Origin of the sequence: Streptomyces melanogenes (genome assembly GCF_014649795.1) — a bacterium.
GTDB classification, from domain to species: domain Bacteria; phylum Actinomycetota; class Actinomycetes; order Streptomycetales; family Streptomycetaceae; genus Streptomyces; species Streptomyces noboritoensis.
In genome coordinates, this window is sequence record NZ_BMTS01000002.1 from 431,810 (window position 1) to 453,868 (window position 22,059).

General features: G+C 72.0%; 17 protein-coding genes. 10 read left to right on the forward strand and 7 right to left on the reverse strand.

Annotated features, from left to right (window positions below; genetic code table 11):
• The first annotated feature begins 12 nt into the window (after window positions 1–12).
• From IE252_RS05930 to IE252_RS05945, 4 genes are all read left to right on the forward strand, one after another.
• The gene (locus IE252_RS05930) at window positions 13–1,185 is read left to right on the forward strand and encodes a 3-deoxy-7-phosphoheptulonate synthase (protein ID WP_190088212.1); all 1,173 of its coding nucleotides are present in this window, start codon (window positions 13–15) and stop codon (window positions 1,183–1,185) included.
• 128 nt (window positions 1,186–1,313) lie between these two features.
• Window positions 1,314–1,973 (forward strand): isochorismatase family protein, encoded by a 660-nt coding sequence (locus IE252_RS05935; RefSeq protein WP_190088213.1) that lies wholly within the window; start codon window positions 1,314–1,316, stop codon window positions 1,971–1,973.
• Entirely contained in the window at window positions 1,970–3,922 is a 1,953-nt protein-coding gene (locus tag IE252_RS05940) for an anthranilate synthase family protein (protein WP_190088214.1), read from the forward strand. The genes IE252_RS05935 and IE252_RS05940 overlap by 4 nt, the downstream gene beginning before the upstream one ends.
• Window positions 3,923–3,936: 14 nt before the next feature.
• Complete coding sequence (locus tag IE252_RS05945; protein ID WP_190088215.1) at window positions 3,937–5,673, forward strand: class I adenylate-forming enzyme family protein; 1,737 nt, start codon at window positions 3,937–3,939, stop codon at window positions 5,671–5,673.
• Between the two features lie 271 nt (window positions 5,674–5,944).
• Here IE252_RS05945 and IE252_RS05950 read toward each other — a convergent pair whose 3' ends face one another.
• Entirely contained in the window at window positions 5,945–7,147 is a 1,203-nt protein-coding gene (locus IE252_RS05950) for a M6 family metalloprotease domain-containing protein (protein WP_373298514.1), read from the reverse strand.
• A gap of 411 nt (window positions 7,148–7,558) precedes the next feature.
• Between IE252_RS05950 and IE252_RS05955 the strand changes: the two genes are divergently transcribed.
• On the forward strand, window positions 7,559–8,215 hold the full coding sequence (locus IE252_RS05955; RefSeq protein WP_190088217.1) for a TetR/AcrR family transcriptional regulator: 657 nt from the start codon (window positions 7,559–7,561) through the stop codon (window positions 8,213–8,215).
• A gap of 89 nt (window positions 8,216–8,304) precedes the next feature.
• A complete protein-coding gene (locus IE252_RS05960; RefSeq protein ID WP_190088218.1) occupies window positions 8,305–9,840 on the forward strand; it encodes an MFS transporter in 1,536 nt (511 codons plus the stop codon).
• A 75-nt stretch (window positions 9,841–9,915) separates the two neighbouring features.
• Here IE252_RS05960 and IE252_RS05965 read toward each other — a convergent pair whose 3' ends face one another.
• Window positions 9,916–10,419, reverse strand: a complete 504-nt coding sequence (locus IE252_RS05965; RefSeq protein ID WP_190088219.1) for a MarR family winged helix-turn-helix transcriptional regulator — start codon at window positions 10,417–10,419, stop codon at window positions 9,916–9,918.
• A gap of 187 nt (window positions 10,420–10,606) precedes the next feature.
• On the opposite strand from IE252_RS05965, the gene IE252_RS05970 reads away from it, so the two are divergent.
• Both IE252_RS05970 and IE252_RS05975 read left to right on the forward strand, forming a co-directional pair.
• Window positions 10,607–11,365: a dioxygenase family protein gene (locus IE252_RS05970; RefSeq protein ID WP_190088417.1), complete on the forward strand. Its 759-nt coding sequence runs from the start codon at window positions 10,607–10,609 to the stop codon at window positions 11,363–11,365.
• Between the two features lie 384 nt (window positions 11,366–11,749).
• The gene (locus tag IE252_RS05975; protein WP_190088220.1) at window positions 11,750–12,769 is read left to right on the forward strand and encodes a sigma-70 family RNA polymerase sigma factor; all 1,020 of its coding nucleotides are present in this window, start codon (window positions 11,750–11,752) and stop codon (window positions 12,767–12,769) included.
• Between the two features lie 70 nt (window positions 12,770–12,839).
• On the opposite strand, the gene IE252_RS05980 is transcribed toward IE252_RS05975, so the two are convergent.
• Window positions 12,840–13,817, reverse strand: a complete 978-nt coding sequence (locus IE252_RS05980) for a helix-turn-helix transcriptional regulator (RefSeq protein ID WP_190088221.1) — start codon at window positions 13,815–13,817, stop codon at window positions 12,840–12,842.
• A gap of 62 nt (window positions 13,818–13,879) precedes the next feature.
• Between IE252_RS05980 and IE252_RS05985 the strand changes: the two genes are divergently transcribed.
• Entirely contained in the window at window positions 13,880–15,418 is a 1,539-nt protein-coding gene (locus IE252_RS05985; RefSeq protein WP_190088222.1) for an MFS transporter, read from the forward strand.
• Between the two features lie 84 nt (window positions 15,419–15,502).
• On the opposite strand, the gene IE252_RS05990 is transcribed toward IE252_RS05985, so the two are convergent.
• From IE252_RS05990 to IE252_RS06005, 4 genes are all read right to left on the reverse strand, one after another.
• Window positions 15,503–16,261 carry a DUF6227 family protein gene (locus tag IE252_RS05990; RefSeq protein ID WP_190088223.1) on the reverse strand — a complete coding sequence of 253 codons (759 nt, stop codon included), beginning with the start codon at window positions 16,259–16,261 and terminating at the stop codon, window positions 15,503–15,505.
• Window positions 16,262–16,442: 181 nt separating this feature from the next.
• Window positions 16,443–17,723: a L,D-transpeptidase gene (locus IE252_RS05995; RefSeq protein WP_190088224.1), complete on the reverse strand. Its 1,281-nt coding sequence runs from the start codon at window positions 17,721–17,723 to the stop codon at window positions 16,443–16,445.
• A gap of 108 nt (window positions 17,724–17,831) precedes the next feature.
• Window positions 17,832–18,857 (reverse strand): P1 family peptidase, encoded by a 1,026-nt coding sequence (locus IE252_RS06000; RefSeq protein ID WP_190088225.1) that lies wholly within the window; start codon window positions 18,855–18,857, stop codon window positions 17,832–17,834.
• Window positions 18,850–20,007, reverse strand: coding sequence for a low temperature requirement protein A (locus IE252_RS06005; RefSeq protein WP_190088226.1), 1,158 nt, complete (start codon window positions 20,005–20,007; stop codon window positions 18,850–18,852). The genes IE252_RS06000 and IE252_RS06005 overlap by 8 nt, the downstream gene beginning before the upstream one ends.
• Window positions 20,008–20,258: 251 nt before the next feature.
• Between IE252_RS06005 and IE252_RS06010 the strand changes: the two genes are divergently transcribed.
• On the forward strand, window positions 20,259–21,698 hold the full coding sequence (locus IE252_RS06010) for a NarK family nitrate/nitrite MFS transporter (protein ID WP_190088227.1): 1,440 nt from the start codon (window positions 20,259–20,261) through the stop codon (window positions 21,696–21,698).
• The last annotated feature ends 361 nt before the right edge of the window (window positions 21,699–22,059 follow it).

Genomic DNA, 22,059 nt, shown 5'->3' on the forward strand with positions numbered 1-22,059 from the left:
GGGAGGTATCAGGTGCACAGCGTCCACACGTTCCTCCGCTCGTTGCCCGCAGTGCAGCAACCGGACTGGGAGGGCCACGCGGAACTCGTACGGGTCAGGCAGGAGCTCGCCGCGCTGCCGCCGCTCGTCGAGGCGGAGGACGTCGACCACCTCCGCGGCCGCCTCGCCGAGGTCGCGGCCGGGCGGGTCCAGGTCGTCCAGTCCGGCGACTGCGCCGAGGACTGGGCGGAGAACAGCCACGGCGACGTGGCCCGCAAGGTGGGGCTGCTCGACGTGCTGGCCGGGGTCATGCGGATGACCTCGCACAAGCCCGTCCTGCGGGTCGGCCGCCTGGCGGGCCAGTACGGCAAGCCCCGCTCCCGGCCCACCGAGACGGTCGCCGGGGTCGAACTCCCCGTCTACCGGGGCCACATGGTCAACGCTCCCGAACCCGACCCCGAATTGCGCAAGCCCGACCCCACCCGGATGCTCACCGGCTACCGGTCCGCGCGCGGCATCCTGGACCTGCTCGGCTGGAGCGGCCCGGCGCGCGGGGCCCGGCACGAGGCGCCGGTGTGGACCAGCCACGAGGCGCTGCTGCTCGACTACGAACTGCCGATGGTGCGCCGCCTGGACGACGGCCGCCTGCTGCTCACCTCCACCCACTGGCCGTGGATCGGCGAGCGCACCCGCCAGGTGGACGGCGCCCATGTGGCGCTGCTCGCGGCCGTGGCCAACCCGGTGGCCTGCAAGGTGGGCCCGCGCACGACCTCGGCGGAACTGCTGGCGCTCTGCGAGAAGCTCGACCCCGAGCGGGTGCCGGGACGCCTCACGCTGATCGCCCGGATGGGCGCGGACACCGTGGGGGAGCGGCTGCCGTCGCTGGTGGCGGCGGTGCGCGCGGCGGGCCACCCGGTGATCTGGCTGACCGACCCGATGCACGGCAACACCGTCAACGGCCCCGAGGGCCTCAAGACGCGGCTGGTGAAGACCGTCGTACGGGAGGTCGTGGAGTTCCACCGCGCGGTCACGGCGGCGGGCGGCACGGCGGGCGGCATCCATCTGGAGACCACCCCCGACGACGTCACCGAATGCGTCACGGACCAGGACCGGCTGCACGAGGTCGGCGACAAGTACACGAGCTTCTGCGACCCCCGCCTCAACCCACGCCAGGCGGTCTCGGTGGCGTCGGCCTGGCTGGGCTGATCCAGGGGCTCTTCGGGGGCCCTTCGGGCCCTTCAGGGGCGCGGGGAACTGCGCGCCCAGCCACAGTCAGCCCGCAGCCGACGAAGCACATTTCCAGCGGAGCACCTGGCACAGTGAAAGGACCACCCATGGCGGGCCTGCCCACCATCGACCCGTACCCGATGCCCTCCGAGGGCGACCTCCCCGCGAACACCGCGACCTGGAAGGTCGACCCGAACCGCGCCGTGCTGCTCGTGCACGACATGCAGCGCTACTTCCTGCGGCCGTTCCCGGCGGACCAGGCGCCCGGCGCCGCCCTGGTGCGCAACGCCGCCCTGCTGCGCGAGAGCTGCGCGGCGGCCGGGATGCCGGTGGCGTACACCGCGCAGCCCGGCGGGATGAGCGACCAGGAGCGCGGGCTCCTGAAGGACTTCTGGGGGCCGGGCATGCGCGTCGCCCCGGAGGACCGCAAGGTGATCGACGCGCTCGAACCGGGCCCGGACGACTGGGTGTTCACCAAGTGGCGCTACAGCGCGTTCTTCAAGTCGGACCTCCTTGAGCGGATGCGCGCGGCCGGCCGCGACCAGCTGATCGTCTGCGGGGTGTACGCGCACGTGGGCATCCTGATGACGGCGGTGGAGGCGTTCACCAACGACATCCAGCCCTTCCTCGTCGCCGACGCGGTCGCGGACTTCTCCGAGCAGTACCACCGCATGGCCCTGGACTACGCGGCCGAGCGCTGTGCCGTGGTCACCACCGCCAAGTCGGTCCTCGCCGAGCTGGCCCCGGCGGACGGGGCGGGCCGATGAGCGAGAGACTCCCCTCGGAGCCGGACCTGCTGGGCCGGGTGCTGGCGCGGGACCCCGCCGCGTACGCCCTGCTGCACCGGCCCGAGACGCTCGGCCGCGACGTCCTCGAAGTGCTGCTCGGCGAGGTCTTCGACGTCGACACCCTGGCCGACATACCGCTGCCGGACGCGCCCGCCGGCGAGGGTGCCCGCCACGAGGTGCTCGCGGTCGTCCCGTACCGCCAGATCTCCGAGCGCGGCTTCACCAGCACCGACGACGGCGAGCCGCTGCTCGTCATGTCCGTCGAGGAGCAGGGCGAACTGCCGCTCGCCGAGGCGTTACGGAGGCTGCCCGACGAGCCGGTCACGCTCGCCGACGGCCGCTTCGACGTGCCCGACGACAGCTACGCGGCGATCGTGCGCGACGTCATCGAGCGCGAGATCGGCAACGGCGAGGGCGCCAACTTCGTCATCAAGCGCGCCTTCGTCGCCGACATCACGCCGTACACCCCGCACAGCGCCCTGTCGTTCTTCCGGCGCCTGGTCGAGCGGGAGTCCGGCGCGTACTGGACGTTCCTGGTGCACACCGGCGGGCGCACCTTCGTCGGCGCCAGCCCCGAGCGGCATGTCAGCCTGCACGGCGGCACCGCCGTGATGAACCCCATCAGCGGCACCTACCGCTACCCGGCGGCGGGCCCCGACCTGCCCGGCGTGATGGCCTTCCTCGCCGACCGCAAGGAGGCCGACGAGCTCTACATGGTGGTCGACGAAGAGCTCAAGATGATGGCGCGGATCTGCGAGGGCGGCGGCCGGGTCGTCGGCCCGTACCTCAAGGAGATGGGCCGCCTCGCGCACACCGAGTACTTCATCGAGGGCCGCACCGGCCACGACGTGCGCGACATCCTGCGCGAGACGATGTTCGCCCCCACCGTGACCGGCAGCCCGCTGGAGAGCGCCTGCAAGGTGATCACGCGGTACGAGCCGGAGGGGCGCGGCTACTACAGCGGCGTCATGGCCCTCGTCGGCCGCGACGAGCAGGGCGGGCGCACCATGGACTCCGCCATCCTCATCCGCACCACCGACATCAGCGACGAGGGGCGGCTCAGCATCGGCGTGGGCGCGACCCTGGTGCGCCACTCCGACCCGGTGAGCGAGGTCGCCGAGACCCGGGCGAAGGCCGCCGGGCTGCTCGCCGCCCTCGAAGCGGGCCCGGCGGGCGCGCCCCGCCCGGCCCCCGTCGAGCGGTTCGCCGGGCACGCCCGGGTGCGCGAGGCGCTGGAGCACCGCAACGACCGCATCGCCCGCTTCTGGCTGCGCGACCCCGCACAGCGCGCGGCCCCCGTCGAGGAGCTCGCCGGGCGCAGCGTGCTGATCGTGGACGCGGAGGACACCTTCACCTCGATGATCGGCCACGAACTGGCGGCGCTTGGCCTCGATGTGATGGTCCGTCGGTTCGACGAGCCGTACGACGTGGCCGACCACGACCTGGTCGTCATGGGCCCCGGTCCGGGCGACCCCCGGGAGACCGCCCACCCCAAGATCGCGCATCTGCGGGGCGCGGTGACCCGGCTCCTCGACGACCGGCGCCCGTTCGTGGCCGTCTGCCTCAGCCACCAGGTCCTCTCCACCCTGCTGGGCCTGGGTCTGGCCCGCCGCGACACCCCCAACCAGGGCGTCCAGAAGGAGATCGACCTGTTCGGCGCGTACGAGCGGGTGGGCTTCTACAACACGTTCGCCGCCCGCAGCGCCGACGACAAGCTCACCCACCCCGACCACGGCGTCATCGAGATCAGCCGCGACCCGGACACCGGCGAGGTGCACGCGCTGCGCGGCCCGGGCTTCGCCTCGATGCAGTTCCACGCCGAGTCGGTGCTCACCGAGGACGGCGTACGGATCCTCGCCGAGGCACTGACCGGAGTGATCCGCTCCGGCGTCGGGCCGCTGACGGGGGAGGCGCGCCGACCGGTCTGAGAGGGGCGGCGTTTATGTTGTGGGGGAGCCCCGCGCCCCGCACCCGCCGCCAAGGAGGGCACCCCGTGCCGTACACCCCCGCCGCCGCAGAAGCGCTCCTCACCGCACCCGGGGCGCCCTTCGCCGTCGAGCGGGGCCCGGACGGGGTGCCGGTCTACGCCGGGGGCCCGCGGACCCTGCGCGAGTTCGTGGAGGTCACCTGGGCCTACGGCGACCGGCCCTTCCTGGTGGCGGAGAGCGGCACCCACACCTACGCCCAGTTCTTCGCGGCCGCCTCCGCGCTGGCCCGGCGGCTGGTCGAGGTGTACGGGCTGCGGCCCGGCGACCGCGCGGTGGTGGCGATGCGGAACCTGCCCGAGTGGCACATCGCGTTCTGGGCCGCGCAGCTGGCCGGTCTGGTGGCGGTGCCGCTGAACGCCTGGTGGACCGAGGCCGAGCTGGCGTACGCGCTCGACGACTGCGCGCCCGGCGTGCTGCTCGTGGACGGGGAGCGGCTGGCGCGGGTCGAGCGGTGGGCGCGCGGGGCGCGGGTGCCGGGCGTGGTCTTCGAGGGCGCGGGCCCGCTGCCCGAGGGCTTCGAGGCGTACGAGGACCTGGGCCCGGCCGACCCCGCCGCCGGGCCGCCGGACGTGACGGTCGCGCCCGAGGACGACGCCACGATCATCTACACCTCCGGCACCACCGGCCGCCCCAAGGGCGCCGTCGCCACGCACCTCGCCCAGGCCGGGGCGGCGATGAACCCGCGCTTCCACGCGGCGGCCTCGGCGCTCGGCCGGGGCCTGGTGCCGGGCCAGGGCCCCGCGCCGGTCTCCCTCGTCACCTACCCCTTCTTCCACGTCGCCGGGTTCAGCGGGTTCTACTCGGTGATGGGGTCGGGCGGCACCCTGGTCATGATGCGCAAGTGGGACGCCCGGCGGGCGCTCGCGCTGATCCGCGAGCACGGCGTCACCCACTACGCGGGCGTCCCCACCACCGCCCTGCAACTGCTCGACGAGGCCGAGCGGGCGGGCGACCCGCTGGAGTCGCTGCGGATGTTCAACACCGGCGGCTCCACCGCGCCGCCCACCCTGGTGGCCCGCCTCACCGAGCGGTACGGGGAGCGGATCGAGCCGCGCAACGGGTACGGGCTGACCGAGACCAGCGGGGGAGTGCTGGCCAACTTCGGCGCGGAGTACCGGGAGTGGCCGGGCAGCGTGGGCCGCCCCACCCCCACCACCGAGGTGCGGGTCGTCGACCGCTCCGGCGCGGACGTGCCGGACGGCGAGGTCGGCGAGCTCTGGCTGCGCGCCCAGGCGAACGTGCGCGGCTACTGGAACGACCCCGCCGCCACCGAACTGGCCTTCGTGGACGGCTGGTTCCGCACCGGCGACCTGGCGGTGGCCCGGGACGGCCGCTTCGCGGTCGTCGACCGGATCAAGGACGTGGTGATCCGGGGCGGCGAGAACGTCTACTGCGTGGAGGTCGAGTCGGTCCTGCACGGGCATCCGGCGGTGCGGGACGTGGCGGTGGTGGGGGTGCCGCACGGCTTGCTGGGGGAGGAGGTGGCGGCGGTGGTGCAGGTGTCCACGACGGTCACCCCGGACGACCTGCGCCGGTACGCGTCCCGTGTCCTGGCCGCGTTCAAGGTCCCGGCACACGTCCTGGTCCGAACGGTTCCCCTACCACGCAACGCCACGGGCAAGATCCTGAAGCGAGAGCTACGGGCGGAAGTCTCCGCGACTTTGAAGCCCCCCACCCCGCCCCTTCCCTAAACCCTCCGGGGGTGGGTGGGGGCTGAGGACGGTCTCCCGGGGGCTTCGCCCCCGAACCCCGAGGCGGGGGCTCCGCCCCCTGCACCCCGCTTTCTTTCGACTGCGGACCGTGGCCGGTTGCTCGCGCAGTTCCCCGCGCCCCCAAAGGGGCGCCCCGCAGGGGCGCATTTAAGGGGCGCGGGGAACTGCGCGACCAGTTGGGGACGGCCCGCAGACGAAGCACCCGGCCGCCCGCCAGAGGGCTTTCGGGAAGGGGTGGGGTGGGGAAATTTCAGCCCCGGGACACCCGCACTCGATAGTTGCCCAGCTCGTCCACCCCCAGCACAGAAACCCGCACCCCCCGCTCCCGATCCGTGAACGTCTCCCCCGCCGCGAACGGCGCATCGGACAGCTCCGCATGCACGTTGGGACGACGCGTGCAGCCCCCACTGTCCTTCGCGCTGTCCGCGACAGTGATGGGACCACGCCCCGTATCCACATCCGTGCTGACCCGGTACACCAGAACCCCCGGCTTGCACACCGCCTCGTCATTCCCCGTACGAGTCCGCACCTCCAACGCATACCCGGACTCGTCCGACAGCGGGACGAAGACCAGCTTGCGACCCGCACCCGGCGCCGACAGCGGACGCAGCACGTACTCGCTCACGCCCGCCGCAGCCGACGCGCACCCCACCTGCGAGTTGTCCAGCCACCCCAGCTTCCACTTGTGCCAGCCGAGCATGTCGTTGTTGGCCCCCCAGTCCTCGGACATGATGTCCCAGTGGCCGACCGCGCCCCCGCCCTCGGGCGTGTAAAGGTCGGGCAGCCCGAAGACGTGGCCGTTCTCGTGCGGCAGCACCCGGTAGCCCGTCTCGCGGTAGGAGCCGGAGCCGTCGTCCTGGCGGCTGTAGACGAAGGACGTGTTGGAGAGCGGGACACCGTCCGCGAGCGGCGCGTCCTCGTTCCCGGAGAACGTCACCGACAGCACCGTGTCCAGGGCGGAGGGCCCCGCGTTCGGCGACATCAGGATGTTGACCAGGTCGTACGCCGCGAAGTTCACCTTGGAGTCGGCCGCCGCCACGATGTCCTTGACCAGCCGCCGATAGCCCGGCTCGTACGGCGAGCCGCGCTCGATGCCGTACGCCGAGAACGCCTGCGGCATCCGCAGCCACTGCGGGAGGGGGATGTCGGGCCGGTAGTCGAGCCGCCCGTACGACGCGGTGCGGAACCACTCGGTGGTCTGCGGGAAGAACTCCGCGTACCGGCTCAGCGCGGACTCCGTGCCCTGCGCGTCCGGGAAGTCGACCATCAGGGTGAGCGCGCGGACCGTGCCCGTGGAGTGGGCGTAGCCGGGCGGGGTGGGCAGGCCCTCGGACATCTGCACGCCGAGCGTGGCGGTGATCCGGCACGGTCCGAGCGCCGTCTCGCTGCCGGTGGCCACCGGTCCCGCCGACGCCCGGAAGGGGGGCGCCAGGGTGGTGCTGCCCGAGGTCATCGAGGCGAGCACCACGGCGGCGAGGGCCGCGCCCGCGAGGGTGCGGCGGCGGCGCGGGTCGCGCGGACCGCCGGATATCCGACGGCGAGCTCTGCCGGACTCCTCCATGCGCACGCCCGCCTTCGGCCACCGGCAGCAGGCCGTTCCTGACTGCGCTCGTGCGATCACCCTGTGTCGGGCGTGTCGCGGGCGCGCGCTGGGTGGGCCGGGCGTGTGGTTTCCACAAGAGGAAGGTGTGACTCAGGTCACACCAAACAGGTCGCCGAGCCGGAAATAACCGGGGATCCTTTCCCCGTTTGCACCTGTGTCCCGCCGAAACGGGGAGAGCTTCCCCGCTTCTGCTTCGGAGCTTCTGCTTCGGAGCTTCCGCTTCGGACGACGACTTCGTACGTACGAGAGAAGGAGCACGCCGTGTCCACCGCCACCCCGACCACCGCAGCGGAGCCCCGTCGCGCCCCGCGGCCGCGGGCCGACGCCCTGCGCAACCGGGAGCGGATCATCGCGGCCGCGCGCGAGATGTTCGTCGAGGAGGGCGCCATGGTGCCGCTCGACGAGATCGCGCGGCGCGCGGGCATCGGCAACGCCACCCTCTACCGGCACTTCAAGGACCGCGCCGAGCTGATCACCAGCGTGGTGCTCGCGGTCATGGAGCGGGTCTCGACGGCCGCGGAGACCGCGACCGCCGAGGAGCCCGACGCCTTCGCCGCGCTGCGGCGGTTCGTGTTCGCGGCGGCCGACGAGCGCATCGGAGCCCTGTGCCCGATGCTCTCCGAGGGCTTCGACAAGGACCTGCCGGAGCTCAACGCCTCCCGCGAGCGACTGGACGAGGCCGTCCGGGACCTCATGGCGCGGGCCCGGCGCAGCGGCCAGTTGCGCGACGACGTCGACGTGGGCGATCTGATGGTCGCCCTCACCCAGCTCACCCGGCCGCTGCCGGGCACCGCGTGCCCGAACATGGACCGGTTCGTCCACCGCCACCTCCAGCTCTTCCTCGACGGGCTCATGGCCCCGGCGCGGTCGGAGCTGCCGGGGACGGCGGCGACCCTGCAGGACCTCAGCCAGCCGTAACCGAACCCGCGGTCGGCGGCAACTCCGCTTCCCGTAACCGTACTTAGCACCCAGCTCATCGCACATCGCGTCCCAAGGTGGCTACACCCATGTCGAAAACAGCCCAGGCTGCTCCCGCCCAGGACCTCGGTCCTGACCCCAGTCGCTGGAAGGCCCTCGCCTTCATCGCGCTCGCCCAGCTGATGGTCGTGCTCGACGCGACGATCGTGAACATCGCCCTGCCCTCCGCCCAGACCGACCTGGGCATCTCCGACGGCAACAAGCAGTGGGTCATCACGGCCTACGCCCTCGCCTTCGGCGGTCTGCTGCTCTTCGGCGGCCGCATAGCCGACCTCTGGGGACGCAAGCGCACCTTCGTCGTCGGTCTGCTCGGCTTCGCCGCGGCCTCCGCGCTCGGCGGCGCGGCCACCGGCCAGGCCATGCTGCTCGGCTCCCGCGCGCTCCAGGGCGCGTTCGGCGCGCTGCTCGCGCCCGCCGCGCTCTCCCTGCTCGCGGTGATGTTCACCGACGCCAAGGAGCGCGCCAAGGCGTTCGGCATCTACGGCGCGATCGCGGGCGGCGGCGGCGCCGTCGGCCTGATCCTCGGCGGCTTCCTCACCGAGTACCTGAACTGGCGCTGGACCTTCTTCGTCAACATCCCGTTCGCGATCGTCGCGGCCGCCGGTGCCTACTTCGTCATCCGCGAGCCCTCGGGCACCCGCAACCGCTCGCCGCTGGACGTCCCCGGCGTGGTCCTGTCCACCCTCGGCCTGGTCGCCCTGGTGTACGGCTTCACCCGCGCCGAGTCGGCCGGCTGGTCCGACACGCTGACCGTGTCCATGTTCGTCTCGGCGGCCGTGCTGCTGATCGCGTTCGTGGTCACCGAGGCCAAGGTCAAGAACCCGCTGCTGCCGCTGCGCGTGGTCACCAACCGCAACCGGGGCGGGGTCTACCTCTCCCTCGGCCTCGCGATCATCGCGATGTTCGGCCTCTTCCTCTTCCTGACGTACTACCTCCAGGTCGTGAAGGGCTACTCGCCGGTCAAGACCGGCTTCGCGTTCCTGCCGATGATCGCGGGCATGATCACCGGATCCACCCAGATCGGCGCCCGGCTGATGACCCGGGTCGCGCCGCGCCTGCTGATGGGCCCCGGCTTCCTGACCGCCGGCGTCGGCATGCTGATCCTGACCCAGCTCCAGATCGACACCTCGTACGCCGGGCTGATCCTGCCGGCGCAGATCCTGCTGGGCCTCGGCATGGGCACCGCCTTCATGCCGGCCATGTCGCTGGCCACCATCGGGGTCGAGCCGCGTGACGCGGGCGTCGCCTCCGCCATGGTCAACACCTCGCAGCAGGTGGGCGGCGCCATCGGCACGGCCCTGCTGAACACCATCGCCGCCTCGGCCACCACGGCGTACGTCACCTCGCACGCCGCCGGGGCCAAGAGCGTGGAGCTGCTGAAGCTCCAGGCGATGGTGCACGGCTTCACCAGCGCCATCTGGTGGGCGGTCGGCATCCTGGTGGTCGCCTCGGCGATCGCGTTCACCCTCGTCAACACCGGCCGCCCGGACACCGGTTCGCTGACCGGCTCCGGCGACGGCGAAGGCGCCGAGGACGAGATCCGGGTCCCGGTGGTCGCCCACTGACGCCCGCCGCCTACGTGGGGGACGCGTAAGCGGAGAGCGAGTACACGCAAGGAACAGAACGCGGATCTGTCCGGCTCAGCGGAGCCAGGGCAGGTCCGCGTTCGCGTCCTTGGGCTGGAGGCCCTCGGCGATCGCCCGCATGACCGTGCCGAGCTGCTCGGTCTGCTCGGGGGTGAGCCGGTCGAACAGCGCCTGGCGCACGGCGCTCACATGGCCGGGCGCGGTGCGCTCCACGACGGCGAAGCCCTCGTCGGTGAGCGCCGCGAACTGGCCGCGCTTGTCGGAGGGGCAGTCCTCGCGCCGCACCCAGCCGTTCTTCTCCAGGCGCGCGATGGCGTGCGAGAGCCGGGACCGGGTGATCTTGGCGCCGATGGCCAGCTCGGTCATCCGCAGCCGCCGCCGGGGCGCCTCGGAGAGCTGGATGAGCAGGCCGTAGTAGATGTGCGGCATCCCGGCGTCACGCTGGAGCTGGCGGTCCAGATGGTCTTCCAGGAGCGTGGTGGCATGGAGGTAGGCACGCCAGGTGCGCTGCTCGTCGTCGCTGAGCCAGCGCGGCTCCTCGGCGGGGGTGGTGGTCATGGACTCCACTGTACGGGCCACTCCTTGAAAGTTGAACAAGATACCGCTAATCTCGGCATAAGGGAAAACTTTAGAGTTCAAGCAGATCCTGGGTCCAGTAGACAGGGAGTCCGCCATGACCGCCACTTCCGCAGTCGCCGCCGAAGCGGCCGACGCCGCCGGTACCTCCGGTTCCGGTGCGGGGCGGATGCCCGCCCTCTACCTCTCGCACGGCGCCCCGCCGCTCGCCGACGACCCCGTCTGGCCGGGCGAGCTGGCCGCCTGGTCGGCCGGCCTGCCCCGCCCCCGGGCGATCCTGATGGTCTCCGCCCACTGGGAGGAGGCCCCGCTCGCCCTCGGCGCCGTCGAGACGGTCCCGCTGGTGTACGACTTCTGGGGCTTCCCCGAGTACTACTACCAGGTGCGGTACGCGGCTCCGGGCGCCCCCGAACTCGCCGACAGTGTACGGAAGTTGCTGCGCGGCGCAGGAACGCCGGTCCAGGACATCCCGGACCGCGGCCTCGACCACGGCGCGTACGTCCCGCTGGTGGAGATGTACCCGGATGCCGACATCCCCGTACTCCAGATCTCGCTGCCGACGCTCGACCCGCGGAAGCTCATGGACGTCGGGCGTAAGCTCGCGCCGCTGCGCGACGAGGGCGTCCTGATCGTCGGCAGCGGCTTCTTCACCCACAACCTGGCGGCGCTGCGCCATGCGGGCGGGGTGCCCGGCTGGTCGGCCGAGTTCGACGACTGGGGAGCGCGCGCCCTGGCCGCCGCCGACGTGGACGCCCTGCTCGACTTCGAGAGCAAGTCCCCGGCGGGCCGCCTGGCCCACCCGCGCACCGAGCACTTCGCCCCGCTGTTCGTGACCCTGGGCGCCTCCGAGGGCGAGCTGGGCGGGGCCCGCAGTGTCATCGAGGGCTTCTGGATGGGGCTGGCCAAGAGGTCGGTGCAGTTCGGCTGAGAGCGGTCCGGCCGGAACGGGTACCCGGGAATTCGGGCAGTTTGGACATCCTGAGCAACCAGAAGGCGGTGCGGGTCGTCTTCAGGGTGGGAGAGCGGAAAACGGGGATGGGGCTCTTCCGGGGTGAAGGCAACTGTTTCGGGTGTGACGCCGGTCTCATGTGGGCGGTCGTCGCGGCCGGGTGGGAGAGTCCCGGCACCGGGCCTGACCTGCGCCTCTGTACGTTCCCGCGGCATCCGTCCGCCACCGGTGGCGGCACAGGGTACTGCATGATCCGGAAAATCGATGGGCGGGACGGGAATTCTGTCCGGATTCCAGCCGTTGTTTCCATCGGATGCAGGGCACCCGGGAGGGTGTCGCGACCTACACAGCAAGGGAGCACGCATGGCAACCCGCGCCGTCGCCCGTCGGACCGCAAGCAGCGGATCCGGGTCGGGGAGCAGTGTTCGCGCCGTCAGCGGGGAGATCGCCGACCGCGACCTGGTCGGGATGTACCTCGACGAGATCGCGCGCACGCCGCTGCTCGACGCCGCCAAAGAGGTCGAGCTCTCCCAGACCATCGAGGCGGGTGTGTACGCACGCCAGATCCTCGACGGCACAGTGACATCAGCCGCTTACGCGGCGGGGTCGAGCAAGGCCGGTGGCGCCTCTCGCGAGGAGCTCGAAACCCTGGTCGCCGCCGGTGACCGGGCCAAGGACCTCTTCATCCGCTCCAACCTCCGCCTCGTCGTCGCCGTCGCCCGGCGCTACCCGAGGGCGGGCCTGCCCCTGCTCGACCTGATCCAGGAGGGCAACGCGGGCCTGGTCCGCGCGGTGGAGAAGTTCGACTACGCCAAGGGCTTCAAGTTCTCGACGTACGCGACGTGGTGGATCCGCCAGGCCATCACGCGCTCGATAGCCGACCAGTCCCGCACCATCCGCCTGCCCGTCCACCTGGTGGAGGAGCTGGGCCGCATCCGCCGCGTCCAGCGCGAGTTCAACCGGGAGAACGGCAGGGAGCCGGAGGCCACCGAGGTGGCGGCGGAGCTGGGCTCCACCCCGGAGCGGGTCATCGACGTCCTGGACTGGGCGCGCGACCCGGTCTCGCTCAACATGGCGGTCGACGACCAGGGCGAGACCCAGTTCGGCGACCTCCTGGAGGACACGTCGGCGATCTCCCCCGAGCAGTCCGTGCTCACGCTGCTGCGCAGCGAGGAGCTCGACGACCTGATCGGCAAGCTCGACCAGCGCACCGCCTCCATCATCAAGATGAGGTACGGAATCGTCGACGGCCGCGAGCGCACGCTGACGGAGGTCGGCAAGGAGCACGGCCTCACCCGCGAGCGCATCCGCCAGATCGAGAAGCACGCGCTGCTCGAACTGAAGAAGATGGCCCGCGACACGGGCTTCGACGCGGCGGCGTAACCACGGCCGCCCCCACAGACGAGCCCCCGGCACCCACCCCCCCTGGTGCCGGGGGCTCCCCCTTGCCCGGTCACCCCAGCCCGGGCCCCGCAGCCCTAGTGATCCGGCCGCCCAGATCCGCCAGGTACTCCGTCAGGGCGACCGGCGACGCCACCGCGAACTCGCAGTCCACCAGCGCCAGCCGGACCGCCACCCACTCCAGTGACTCCGTGACCCGCGCCCGCAGCCGGCACCGCGCCTCCCCGAGCGGCACCGGCGTGCCCATCCCCGTGAGCCGCGCCGCCACGAAGTCGGCGGGCGCCTCGAACGTCACGTCCAGGTCCAGCTCCGGCTGCATCCGGTTCAGCGACCGGCTCACGAACTCCGCCGCGTTCTGCGCGGGCAGCTCCCGGGCCGCGAACCGCGACCCCGTCGCGAACGGGTTCTCCACCCGGTCGACCCGGAACGTACGCCAGTCCTCGCGCTCGATGTCGTACGCGACGAGGTACCAGCGCCGACCCGTCGACACCAGCCGGTACGGCTCGACCTGGCGGCGGGACTCGCTGCCGTCGCCCTTGCGGTAGTCGAAGCGCAGCCGCTCCTTGCCGGTGACGGCCGAGGCCATCACGGTCAGGGTGTGCGGGTCGACGGTCGCGCCGTCGCCCCGCCACGGCCCCACCAGCGGCATCGTGGCGGCCTGGAGGGTGGCGACCCGGTGCCGCAGCCGGGACGGCAGCACCTGCTCCAGCTTGGCCAGCGCCCGCACCGACGCCTCCTCCACGCCGTCGACCGCGTGCCCCGCGCCCGCCCGCAGCCCGACCGCGATGGCCACGGCCTCCTCGTCGTCGAGGACCAGCGGCGGCATCGCCTTCCCGGCCACCAGCCGGTAGCCGCCGTCCGCGCCCAGCGTCGCCTGGACCGGGTAGCCGAGCTCGCGCAGCCGGTCGACGTCCCGGCGGACCGTGCGCCGCGAGACGCCGAGCCGGTCGGCGAGCTCGCCGCCGGGCCACTCGCGGGGCGTCTGGAGCAGGGACAGGAGCTGGAGGAGCCGAGCCGGGGTGTCCGTCATGAGATCCAGGATGCGGGAAAATTAGGACGCAGTCTGACCTACATACGGTCTAACTTCCTTCCATGACCTCCACCACGACCAATCCCCCAGAAGCCGCGGGCCCCGGCACAGCGGCCGCCGCGAACGACCGCCGACGGTGGTTCGCCCTGGCCATCGTGATGACCGCGGCCTTCATGGACCTGGTCGACGTCACGATCGTCAACGTAGCGATTCCCTCGATCCAGAAGGACACCGGGGCGACCTTCGCCTCGATCCAGTGGATCACCGCGGGGTACGCCCTGGCGTTCGCCGCCGGTCTGATCACCGGTGGCCGCCTCGGCGACATCCACGGCCGCAAGCGGCTGTTCCTCATAGGCATGACCGGCTTCACCATCGCCTCGGCGCTCTGCGGCTTCGCGGCCAACCCGGAGATGCTGGTCGCCTCCCGCATCCTCCAGGGCGGCATGGCCTCCCTGATGGTGCCGCAGGTGCTCTCGATCATCCACGCGACCTTCCCGGCGGAGGAGCGCGGCAAGGTGTTCGGCATGTTCGGCGCGGTCATCGGCCTGGGCGCGGTCTCCGGCCCGATCCTGGGCGCGCTGCTGACCGAGTGGAACCTGTTCGGCCTGGAGTGGCGTCCGATCTTCCTGATCAACCTGCCGGTCGGCATCGCGGGCCTGGTCCTGGGCGCCAAGTTCATCTCCGAGTCCAAGGCGCCCAAGGCCCTCAAGCTCGACCTGGTGGGCGTCGCGCTGGTCACGCTCGGCCTGCTGATGCTGCTCTACCCGCTGACCCGCGGCCGTGAGCTGGGCTGGCCGCTGTGGGGCCACCTCTCGATGGCCGGCAGCCTCGTCGTCTTCGGCGCGCTCGTGGCGTACGAGAAGTACAAGGCGGCCAAGGACGGTTCGCCGCTGGTGGAGCTCTCGCTGTTCCGGGTGAAGAGCTTCGCGGCGGGCATCGCGGTGCAGATGACGTTCGGCATCGCGATGGGCATCTTCTTCCTCGTCTGGACGCTGTACATGCAGATCGGCCTGGGCTGGAGCGCGCTGCGCGCCGGTCTGACCGGCATCCCGTTCTCCATCGCCATGTCGGCCGCGGCGGGCATGTCCGTGCAGTCCCTGGTGCCGAAGTTCGGCCGCAAGGTGCTCCAGGCGGGCGCCCTGATCACCGCCCTCGGCCTGCTGATCTACATCTGGGAGGCGCGCCACTACGGCATGGACATCGCCCCCTGGCAGATGGCGCTGCCGCTGGTGGTGCTCGGCATCGGCATGGGCCTGATCGTCGCCCCGCTCACCGACGCGGTCCTCTCCGAGGTCCCGCAGGAGCACGCGGGTTCGGCGTCCGGCCTGATCAACACCGTGCAGCAGATGGGCAACGCGCTGGGCCTCGGCCTGGTCTCGGTGGTCTTCTTCGGCGCGATCAGCGACAACCTCCAGCTCGCGGAGATCGGCCCGGCCTTCTCGCACGCCTTCCAGCGCTCGCTGTGGGTCGTGACGGCGGTCTGCGTCGTGATCTTCATCGGGATGTTCCTGCTCCCGGCGAAGCCGAAGCAGCACCTGGAGGGCGGCGCGGACGCGGCCCCGTCCGACGACGTCGCCAAGGAGCCCGCGCTCAGCTCGTGACGCGGGGCCGGTGACGGAAGACGCCGGGCGCGGTGGAGAGACCTCCACCGCGCCCGGCGTCTTCGTCTTGTGCCAAGACCTACGTCAGGAAACCCGCGCCCGCCGCTCCATCGCGGCCCGCGCCGACCGCTCCGCCGCGTACACCTCGCACATGTGGCTGCCGTCCGGCGTCGCCGTGTGCTCGACCTCCCACAGGCTCAGCTCGACGCCGTCCAGGAGCAGGAACGCGTGCTCGTAGAGGATGGCCCCGCCGCGCCCGCCCGCCCCGCCGTGGCCGCCCAGGGCCCGGGTGATGCGGTGGGCGAGGGCGCCGCGCAGCAGGCGGGCCACGCCCTCGCCGGGCCGGTCCGGGTTCTCGGCGCGGCGCAGCAGCCGCCGCGCGTGGTCGGCCGAGCCGTCCGCCTCGTACGTCCTGCCCGTCCCGGCGCGCTCCACCGGCGCCAGCCCGCTCAGGACCGCCAGGTCGGTCAGGCCCGGGTCCAGGTCGTCGTCCGCGAACCCGGGCGCCAGGCCCGGCAGGACCTGCTCGCGCAGCCGGGCCGCGGCCACCAGGGCGCTCTCCTCGTCCGCGTACACCTCGTTGCCCCGGGCGTGCACGACCTCCCACAGGGTGACCGTGGCGCCGTCGAGGAGGAGATAGGTGTGGCGGTAGGTCTCGCGGCTGAGCCGGGGGCGGCCGGGGCCGCCCGAGGCGTGCAGCGACGAGTGCAGCGAAGTGGTGTGCGCGAGGGCCGAGTCGAGGCTCTCGACCAACTCGTCCGGCAGGTCGAACGAGTTCAGCGCGCGGCCGAGCAGACCGGCGAGGTGCTCCTCGGCCGTCTCGTACTCGCACTCGTTGGGCACCAAGGCGTCTCCCCGCCGTAGCTGTTCGTCACGTAGAGGGTGCTCAACGTAGCCCTTGCGCGCGCTTCGCGCAGCGGGCATGGCCGAAACATTCTCATCGGCTTGGAACGGCGGGGAAAGGCACGGGAAAGCTGAGGGGAGGCGGCCCGGGGCGGTGCTCCGGGCCGCCTCCGACGGAGGGTCAGGCGGCGCTGCCCGCCTGCCACTCGCTCCACGGCATGTTCCAGCCGTTCAGGCCGTTGTCGGGGGCGATCGTCTTGTCGGGCGAGCCCTTGACCGTCACCACGTCGCCGATCAGCGAGTGATCGAAGAACCACTTGGCGGGGGTGTCGCCCTGGGCGCCCTGGACGTCCCGGAGCCCCACGCAGCCGTGGCTGGTTCCCGCGTTGCCGAACGGGTTCCCCTTGTACCAGTAGTTGCCGTGCAGGAAGGTCCCCGAGGTGGACAGGCGCATGGCGTGCGGCACGTCCTTGATGTCGTACTCGCCGCCGAAGTTGACCGTCGCGCCGTTCATCCGCGTCTCGGTGAACTTCTCGGAGATCACCATCTGCCCGTTGTACGTGGTGTGTTCGGCACTGCCCGTCGAGACCGGGATCGTCTTGACGGTCTTCCCGTCCTGCTGCACGGTCATCATCTGCGTCTTGGCGTCGACCGTGGAGACCTGGTTGCGGCCGATGGTGAAGGTGACGGTCTTGGACTGCACGCCGTAGACGCCGCTGGCGCCCTGCACCCCGTCCAGGGCGATCTTCAACGTCACCTTGGACCCGGCCTTCCAGTAGTCCTGCGGCCGGAAGTCGAGGCGCTGGGTGCCGAACCAGTGGCCGACCACCTGCTGGCCGCTGCTGGAGTCGACGGTGATGTGGGACTGGACGGCCTTCTTGTCGGTGATCGGCTTGTCGAAGGTGAACGAGACCGGCATACCGACGCCGACGGTCGAGCCGTTGTCGGGCGTGTAGGTGCCGATGAAGCTGTTCTTCGACGTGACCGTGGTGAAGGCCGCGTTCTCGGTCGCGGACCGGCCCTTGTCGTCCTTGCCGGTCGCCATGATCTTGTACTGGGTGCCGCGCTCCAGCTTCCCGGCGGGCTTCCAGGACAGCCCGTCGGCGGCGAGCGCGCCCGCCACCGCCTTGCCGGTCTGGGCCTCGGTCAGGGTGACCTGGCTGAGCTTGCCGCCCTGGGCGGTGACGGTGGTGCCGTTGATGCTGGCGTTGGCCGAGCCGTCCTTCGCCGAGATGGTGATCTTCAGCGAGGAGGCGTCCTGGGCGGCGGCCGCGTCGCCGCCCTTGGCGTCGCCCTTGCCCTTGTCGGAGCCTGACGCGCTGCCGCCGCAGGCGGTCAGGGTCAGGGCGCCGAGCAGCAGCGCCGAGGCGGCGGCGAACGCCCGCCGCCGGGTGCGCAGTTGCTGCGGGGTGCGGGACTGCGGCTGCGCGGCGGTGTCGGGCGAGGTCACGGGCTGCTCCATCTGTGCGGGCGTTACTCCAGTACGTGCACAGAGCACCCACATGGCCGCCATGGTTGCGGGCACGACTTGTGACTCACGACACATCGCGGCGCAGCGCGGGCCGGGGCCTCAACTCCCGTACAGGTCGCGGTAGGACGGGAACGTCCCGCCGGGCCCTTCCACCCCCTCGGCGGCGAGCACCGCCTTGGTGATCGCCCGGGCCACCGCGTCCGTGCCTGCCGCGAGCACGGAGTTGAGGTCGACCGGCGACAGGGGCTCGCCGGTGCCGGTGGCGAGGGCGAAGACGGTGTCGCCGTCGTGCATCAGGTGCACCGGCCGGATCGCGCGGGCCAGACCGTCGTGCGAGGTGCCCGCGAGCTTCTGCGCCTGCGGGCGGGTGAGCGGCGCGTCGGTGGCGACGACCGCGAGCGTGGTGTTCAGGGGCGGCAGCCCGGCGGCGGCGAGGACCTCGCCGAGCCGCTTCCAGGCCGCCGCGTGGACGTCCGGTTCGGGGTACTCGATGCGGCCGGTCAGCCCGTACAGCGCACCCGTCTCGGGGTCGAGCACCGACCCCGCCGCGTTGACGACGACCAGCGCGCCGACGGTGGCCCCCGATGCCAGGGTCACGCTCGCGGTGCCGACCCCGCCCTTGAGCCCGCCCGCGACCGCCCCGGTCCCGGCGCCGACGCTGCCCTGGGCGGCCTCGGTGCCCGCGGCCTCGGCGGCGGCCCGGCCGGTGGCGGCGTCCGGGCGGGCGCGCCAGTCGCCGCCGCGCCCGAGGTCGAAGACGCAGGCGGCCGGGACGACCGGCACCACCTGGTGCGGCTCGGGCCCCACCCGCACACCGCGCCCGCGCTCCTCCAGCCAGGCCATGACCCCGCCCGCGGCGTCGAGTCCGTACGCGCTGCCGCCCGTCAGCACCACGGCGTCGATCCGCTCGACGACGTTGCGCGGGTCGAGGGCGTCGGTCTCCCGGGTGCCGGGCCCGCCCCCGCGCACGTCGACGGCGGCGACGGCGCCGGGCGCCGGGGCGAGGACGACGGTCGTCCCCGACAGGGCGCGCTCGCCGGGGACACAGGCGTGCCCGACGAGGAAGCCGGGCACATCGGTGATCGAGTCGGCCCGCGCGGGCCGGTCCGTCTGATGCTCAGTCATAGCTCTCGACACTACGGCGGCTCAGGGTCACGCCGACAGCGATGGTGGCGGCGGCCACCAGCCCGGCGGCGAGCACGGCGCCGTGCCCGGCGAAGGTGCAGCCGAGGATCGCGACCGCCGAGACGGGCAGGGTCAGCTGCTGGGCGAGGGTCCGCTTGAAGTGGCGCGAGTGCAGGGCCCAGACGGTCAGCATGAACAGCGCGGCGGGGACCGTGACGGCGGCCGCGGCCGCCGCCGTGGAGATGTGCGCCTTGCCGACGGCCTGCTCGACCGCCACCTCCATCCCGGCCCCGATGGCGGCGGCCGAGCCGAGGATGACGAAGTGGCCGTACCCCCAGGCGAACGCCTGGCTGTTGGAGGTGAGGTGCCCGGCGATCGGCACCGCGAAGTAGATCCACCAGGCGGCGAAGACGATCAGCAGCCCGCCGCCCGCGAGCGGCAGCAGCTCGCCCAGCGCCTCGTGCTCGTCCAGCGCCTCCTGTACGGCGACGGTGGCGGCGGCGACCGTCTCGCCGAGCACGATCAGGGTGAACAGGCCGTACCGCTCGGCGATGTGGTGCGGGTGCCAGGTGCTCTGGGTGGTCCGCTCGGCGATCACGGGCACGGAGAGCTCGGCGGCCGCCAGCACCACGAACACCCAGGAGCGGGCGGTACCGGCCGGCACGAAGAGCATCCCGATCCAGCCGAGCTGGCACACGACGAGCCCGGCGGCGTACAGCAGCGCCATCCGCCGCTCGGCCGGGTCCGCCGCGCTGCGCGCCGCGCGCAGCCACTGGCTGGTCAGGGCGAGCCGCATCACGATGTAGCCGACGACGCAGACGGTGAAGTCGTGGTCGTCGAACGCGCGCGGCACCCCGGCGGCCAGGATGAGGACGCCGGTGATCTGTACGAGCGTGACGACCCGGTAGAGCACGTCGTCGCTGTCGTACGCCGAGGCGAACCAGGTGAAGTTCATCCAGGCCCACCAGATGGCGAAGAACACGGCCACATATCCGGCGAGCCCGGTCCCGAGGTGCCCCTCGGCGAGCGAGTGGACGAGCCGGGCGCCGGCCTGGGCGACGGCGACGACGAAACAGAGGTCGAAGAAGAGTTCCAGGGGCGTGGCCGCGCGGTGTTCCTCGTGGCGGCTGCGGGCGGTCATGCGGGGCATGGGGGATAGGAGACCAGACGGCCGGGGGCTGGGGCGGCAACCGGGGCCGCGCGGCGGGTTGACCCAGGGCTCTCGCCTCCCGGGTGGGGTCCTCGGGTGGACGGCGGGACGGTTGGCGGGCGGGTTGACTTACGGCTCCCGGGTGGCGGGACCAAGGGCGGGCGCCCCGATGACGTTGGCCTCTGACGCCTCCCTTCCCCCGGGCGGAGCCTTGAGGTGTCAGGACTCGTCTCAACCCCCTGGGATGCACCATGAGTTCCGCCCTGCAAGAACGGCCGACGGCGAGCGCGCCGAGGCCGCCGTACGGGAGCGACCGCCCGGACCCCGGCCAGTACCGGCCCGGCCGTACGATCACCGACTGGGATCCGGAGAACGAGGTCTTCTGGCGGTCGGTCGGCCGCAAGGTCGCCCGGCGCAACCTGTGGATCGCCGTACCGGCCCTGCTCGTGGCGTTCGTGGTGTGGCAGGTGTGGTCGGTGACCGCGACGAACCTCAAGGACGTCGGCTTCGGCTACAGCACCTCGCAGCTGTTCTGGCTGACGGCGATCCCGGGCCTGACGGGCGGCACGTCCCGGATCCTCTACACCTTCCTAGGCCCGATGATCGGCCAGCGCCGCTTCACGGCGCTGTCGACGATCGTCCTCGTGATACCCCTGATCTGGCTGGGCGTGGCGATCCAGGACCCCTCCACCCCGTACGCCGTGATGGTCGCCATCGCCGCCCTCTGCGGCATAGGCGGCGCGAACTTCGCCTCCTCCCTGGCCAACATCGGCTTCTTCTTCCCGAAGAGCGAGAAGGGCAATGCGACGGGCATCAACGGCGGCCTGGGCAACCTGGGTGTCTCGGTGGTCCAGCTGGCCACGCCGATCGTCATCACCTCCTCGGTGATCGCCCTCGGCTCGGCCCAGCACAAGGCGGACGGCACGCCGGTGTACCTCCAGAACGCCGCGTTCCTGTGGGTGCCGGTGCTGGTGGTCCTGGCGGTGGTGGCCTGGTTCGGCCAGAACGACCTGAAGGTCGCGTCCACGCCGTTCAGCCGCCAGAAGGTCATCTTCAAGCGGAAGCACACGTGGCTGATGACGTGGCTGTACGTGGGCACGTTCGGCTCGTTCATAGGCTTCGCGGCGGCGCTGCCGCTCCTGATCAAGACCACATTCCCGGCGTACTCGGTGGCGACGTACGCCTGGATGGGACCGGCGCTGGGGGCGCTGGCGCGGTGGGCCGGGGGCTGGATCGCGGACCGGGTGGGCGGGGCGAGGGTGACGATCGTGGCGTTCGTGGGGATGGCGCTGTCGATAGTCGGCGTAATCAACTTCCTGCCGGGGGCTGGGGCGGACTCGGGGAACTTCTACGGCTTCTTCGCCTGCTTCCTGGCGGCGTTCCTCTTCTCGGGGATGGGCAACGGCTCGACGTTCCGCCAGATCCCGGTGATCTTCCGCAACCAGCACCTGCGGGGCCTGGAGCCCGGGACGCGTGCGTACGCCCAAGCCCGCAAGCAGTCCGAGATGGAGGCGGGCGCGGTAACGGGCTTCACCTCGGCGATCGCCGCGTACGGCTTCTTCTTCATCCCGGCGATGTTCGCGAACTTCGCGGTGACCAGTGCGATGTGGTGCTTCGTGGGGTTCTATGCGAGCTGTGTGGGGGTGGCGTGGTGGTACTACGCGAGGGCGGGGGCGGAGGCGAGGTCCTGAGGGAGGAGTTCCCCCCACCCCGCCCCTTCCCTGAAGCCCTCTGGCGGGCGGCCGGGTGGGGGGTCGGGGCGGGTTGCTTGAGGGCTGCGCCCCCAGACCCCCGGTGTTTGTCTGCGGGCCGGTGGGGGCTGGTCGCGCAGTTCCCCGCGCCCCTGGGACCCCGGTTCGTCTGCGGACCGTGCTGGGTTGCTCGCGCAGTTCCCCGCGCCCCTAAAAGCGCCCCTCCGGGGCGATCCCCGCTGGTCGCACCCGCGCAGCCGCAAAGGCCACACCCCGGGGCACCCCGGGGATTGCCGCGCAGCGGCATCTCTAGGGGCGCGGGGCTGTGTCGTTGTGCGGCTCCGCCGCGTGGGCGCGACCA

Bases quoted from the DNA above. Each gene is read 5' to 3' on its own strand.
- IE252_RS05995 (WP_190088224.1), bottom strand. From the start codon at position 17,723: ATGGAGCAGCCCGTGACCTCGCCCGACACCGCCGCGCAGCCGCAGTCC.
- IE252_RS06010 (WP_190088227.1), top strand. From the start codon at position 20,259: ATGAGTTCCGCCCTGCAAGAACGGCCGACGGCGAGCGCGCCGAGGCCG.
- IE252_RS05945 (WP_190088215.1), top strand. From the start codon at position 3,937: ATGTTGTGGGGGAGCCCCGCGCCCCGCACCCGCCGCCAAGGAGGGCAC.
- IE252_RS06000 (WP_190088225.1), bottom strand. From the start codon at position 18,857: ATGACTGAGCATCAGACGGACCGGCCCGCGCGGGCCGACTCGATCACC.
- IE252_RS05975 (WP_190088220.1), top strand. From the start codon at position 11,750: ATGGCAACCCGCGCCGTCGCCCGTCGGACCGCAAGCAGCGGATCCGGG.
- IE252_RS05985 (WP_190088222.1), top strand. From the start codon at position 13,880: ATGACCTCCACCACGACCAATCCCCCAGAAGCCGCGGGCCCCGGCACA.
- IE252_RS05950 (WP_373298514.1), bottom strand. From the start codon at position 7,147: ATGACCTCGGGCAGCACCACCCTGGCGCCCCCCTTCCGGGCGTCGGCG.
- IE252_RS05935 (WP_190088213.1), top strand. From the start codon at position 1,314: ATGGCGGGCCTGCCCACCATCGACCCGTACCCGATGCCCTCCGAGGGC.
- IE252_RS05960 (WP_190088218.1), top strand. From the start codon at position 8,305: ATGTCGAAAACAGCCCAGGCTGCTCCCGCCCAGGACCTCGGTCCTGAC.
- IE252_RS06005 (WP_190088226.1), bottom strand. From the start codon at position 20,007: ATGCCCCGCATGACCGCCCGCAGCCGCCACGAGGAACACCGCGCGGCC.
- IE252_RS05980 (WP_190088221.1), bottom strand. From the start codon at position 13,817: ATGACGGACACCCCGGCTCGGCTCCTCCAGCTCCTGTCCCTGCTCCAG.
- IE252_RS05965 (WP_190088219.1), bottom strand. From the start codon at position 10,419: ATGACCACCACCCCCGCCGAGGAGCCGCGCTGGCTCAGCGACGACGAG.
- IE252_RS05970 (WP_190088417.1), top strand. From the start codon at position 10,607: ATGCCCGCCCTCTACCTCTCGCACGGCGCCCCGCCGCTCGCCGACGAC.
- IE252_RS05940 (WP_190088214.1), top strand. From the start codon at position 1,970: ATGAGCGAGAGACTCCCCTCGGAGCCGGACCTGCTGGGCCGGGTGCTG.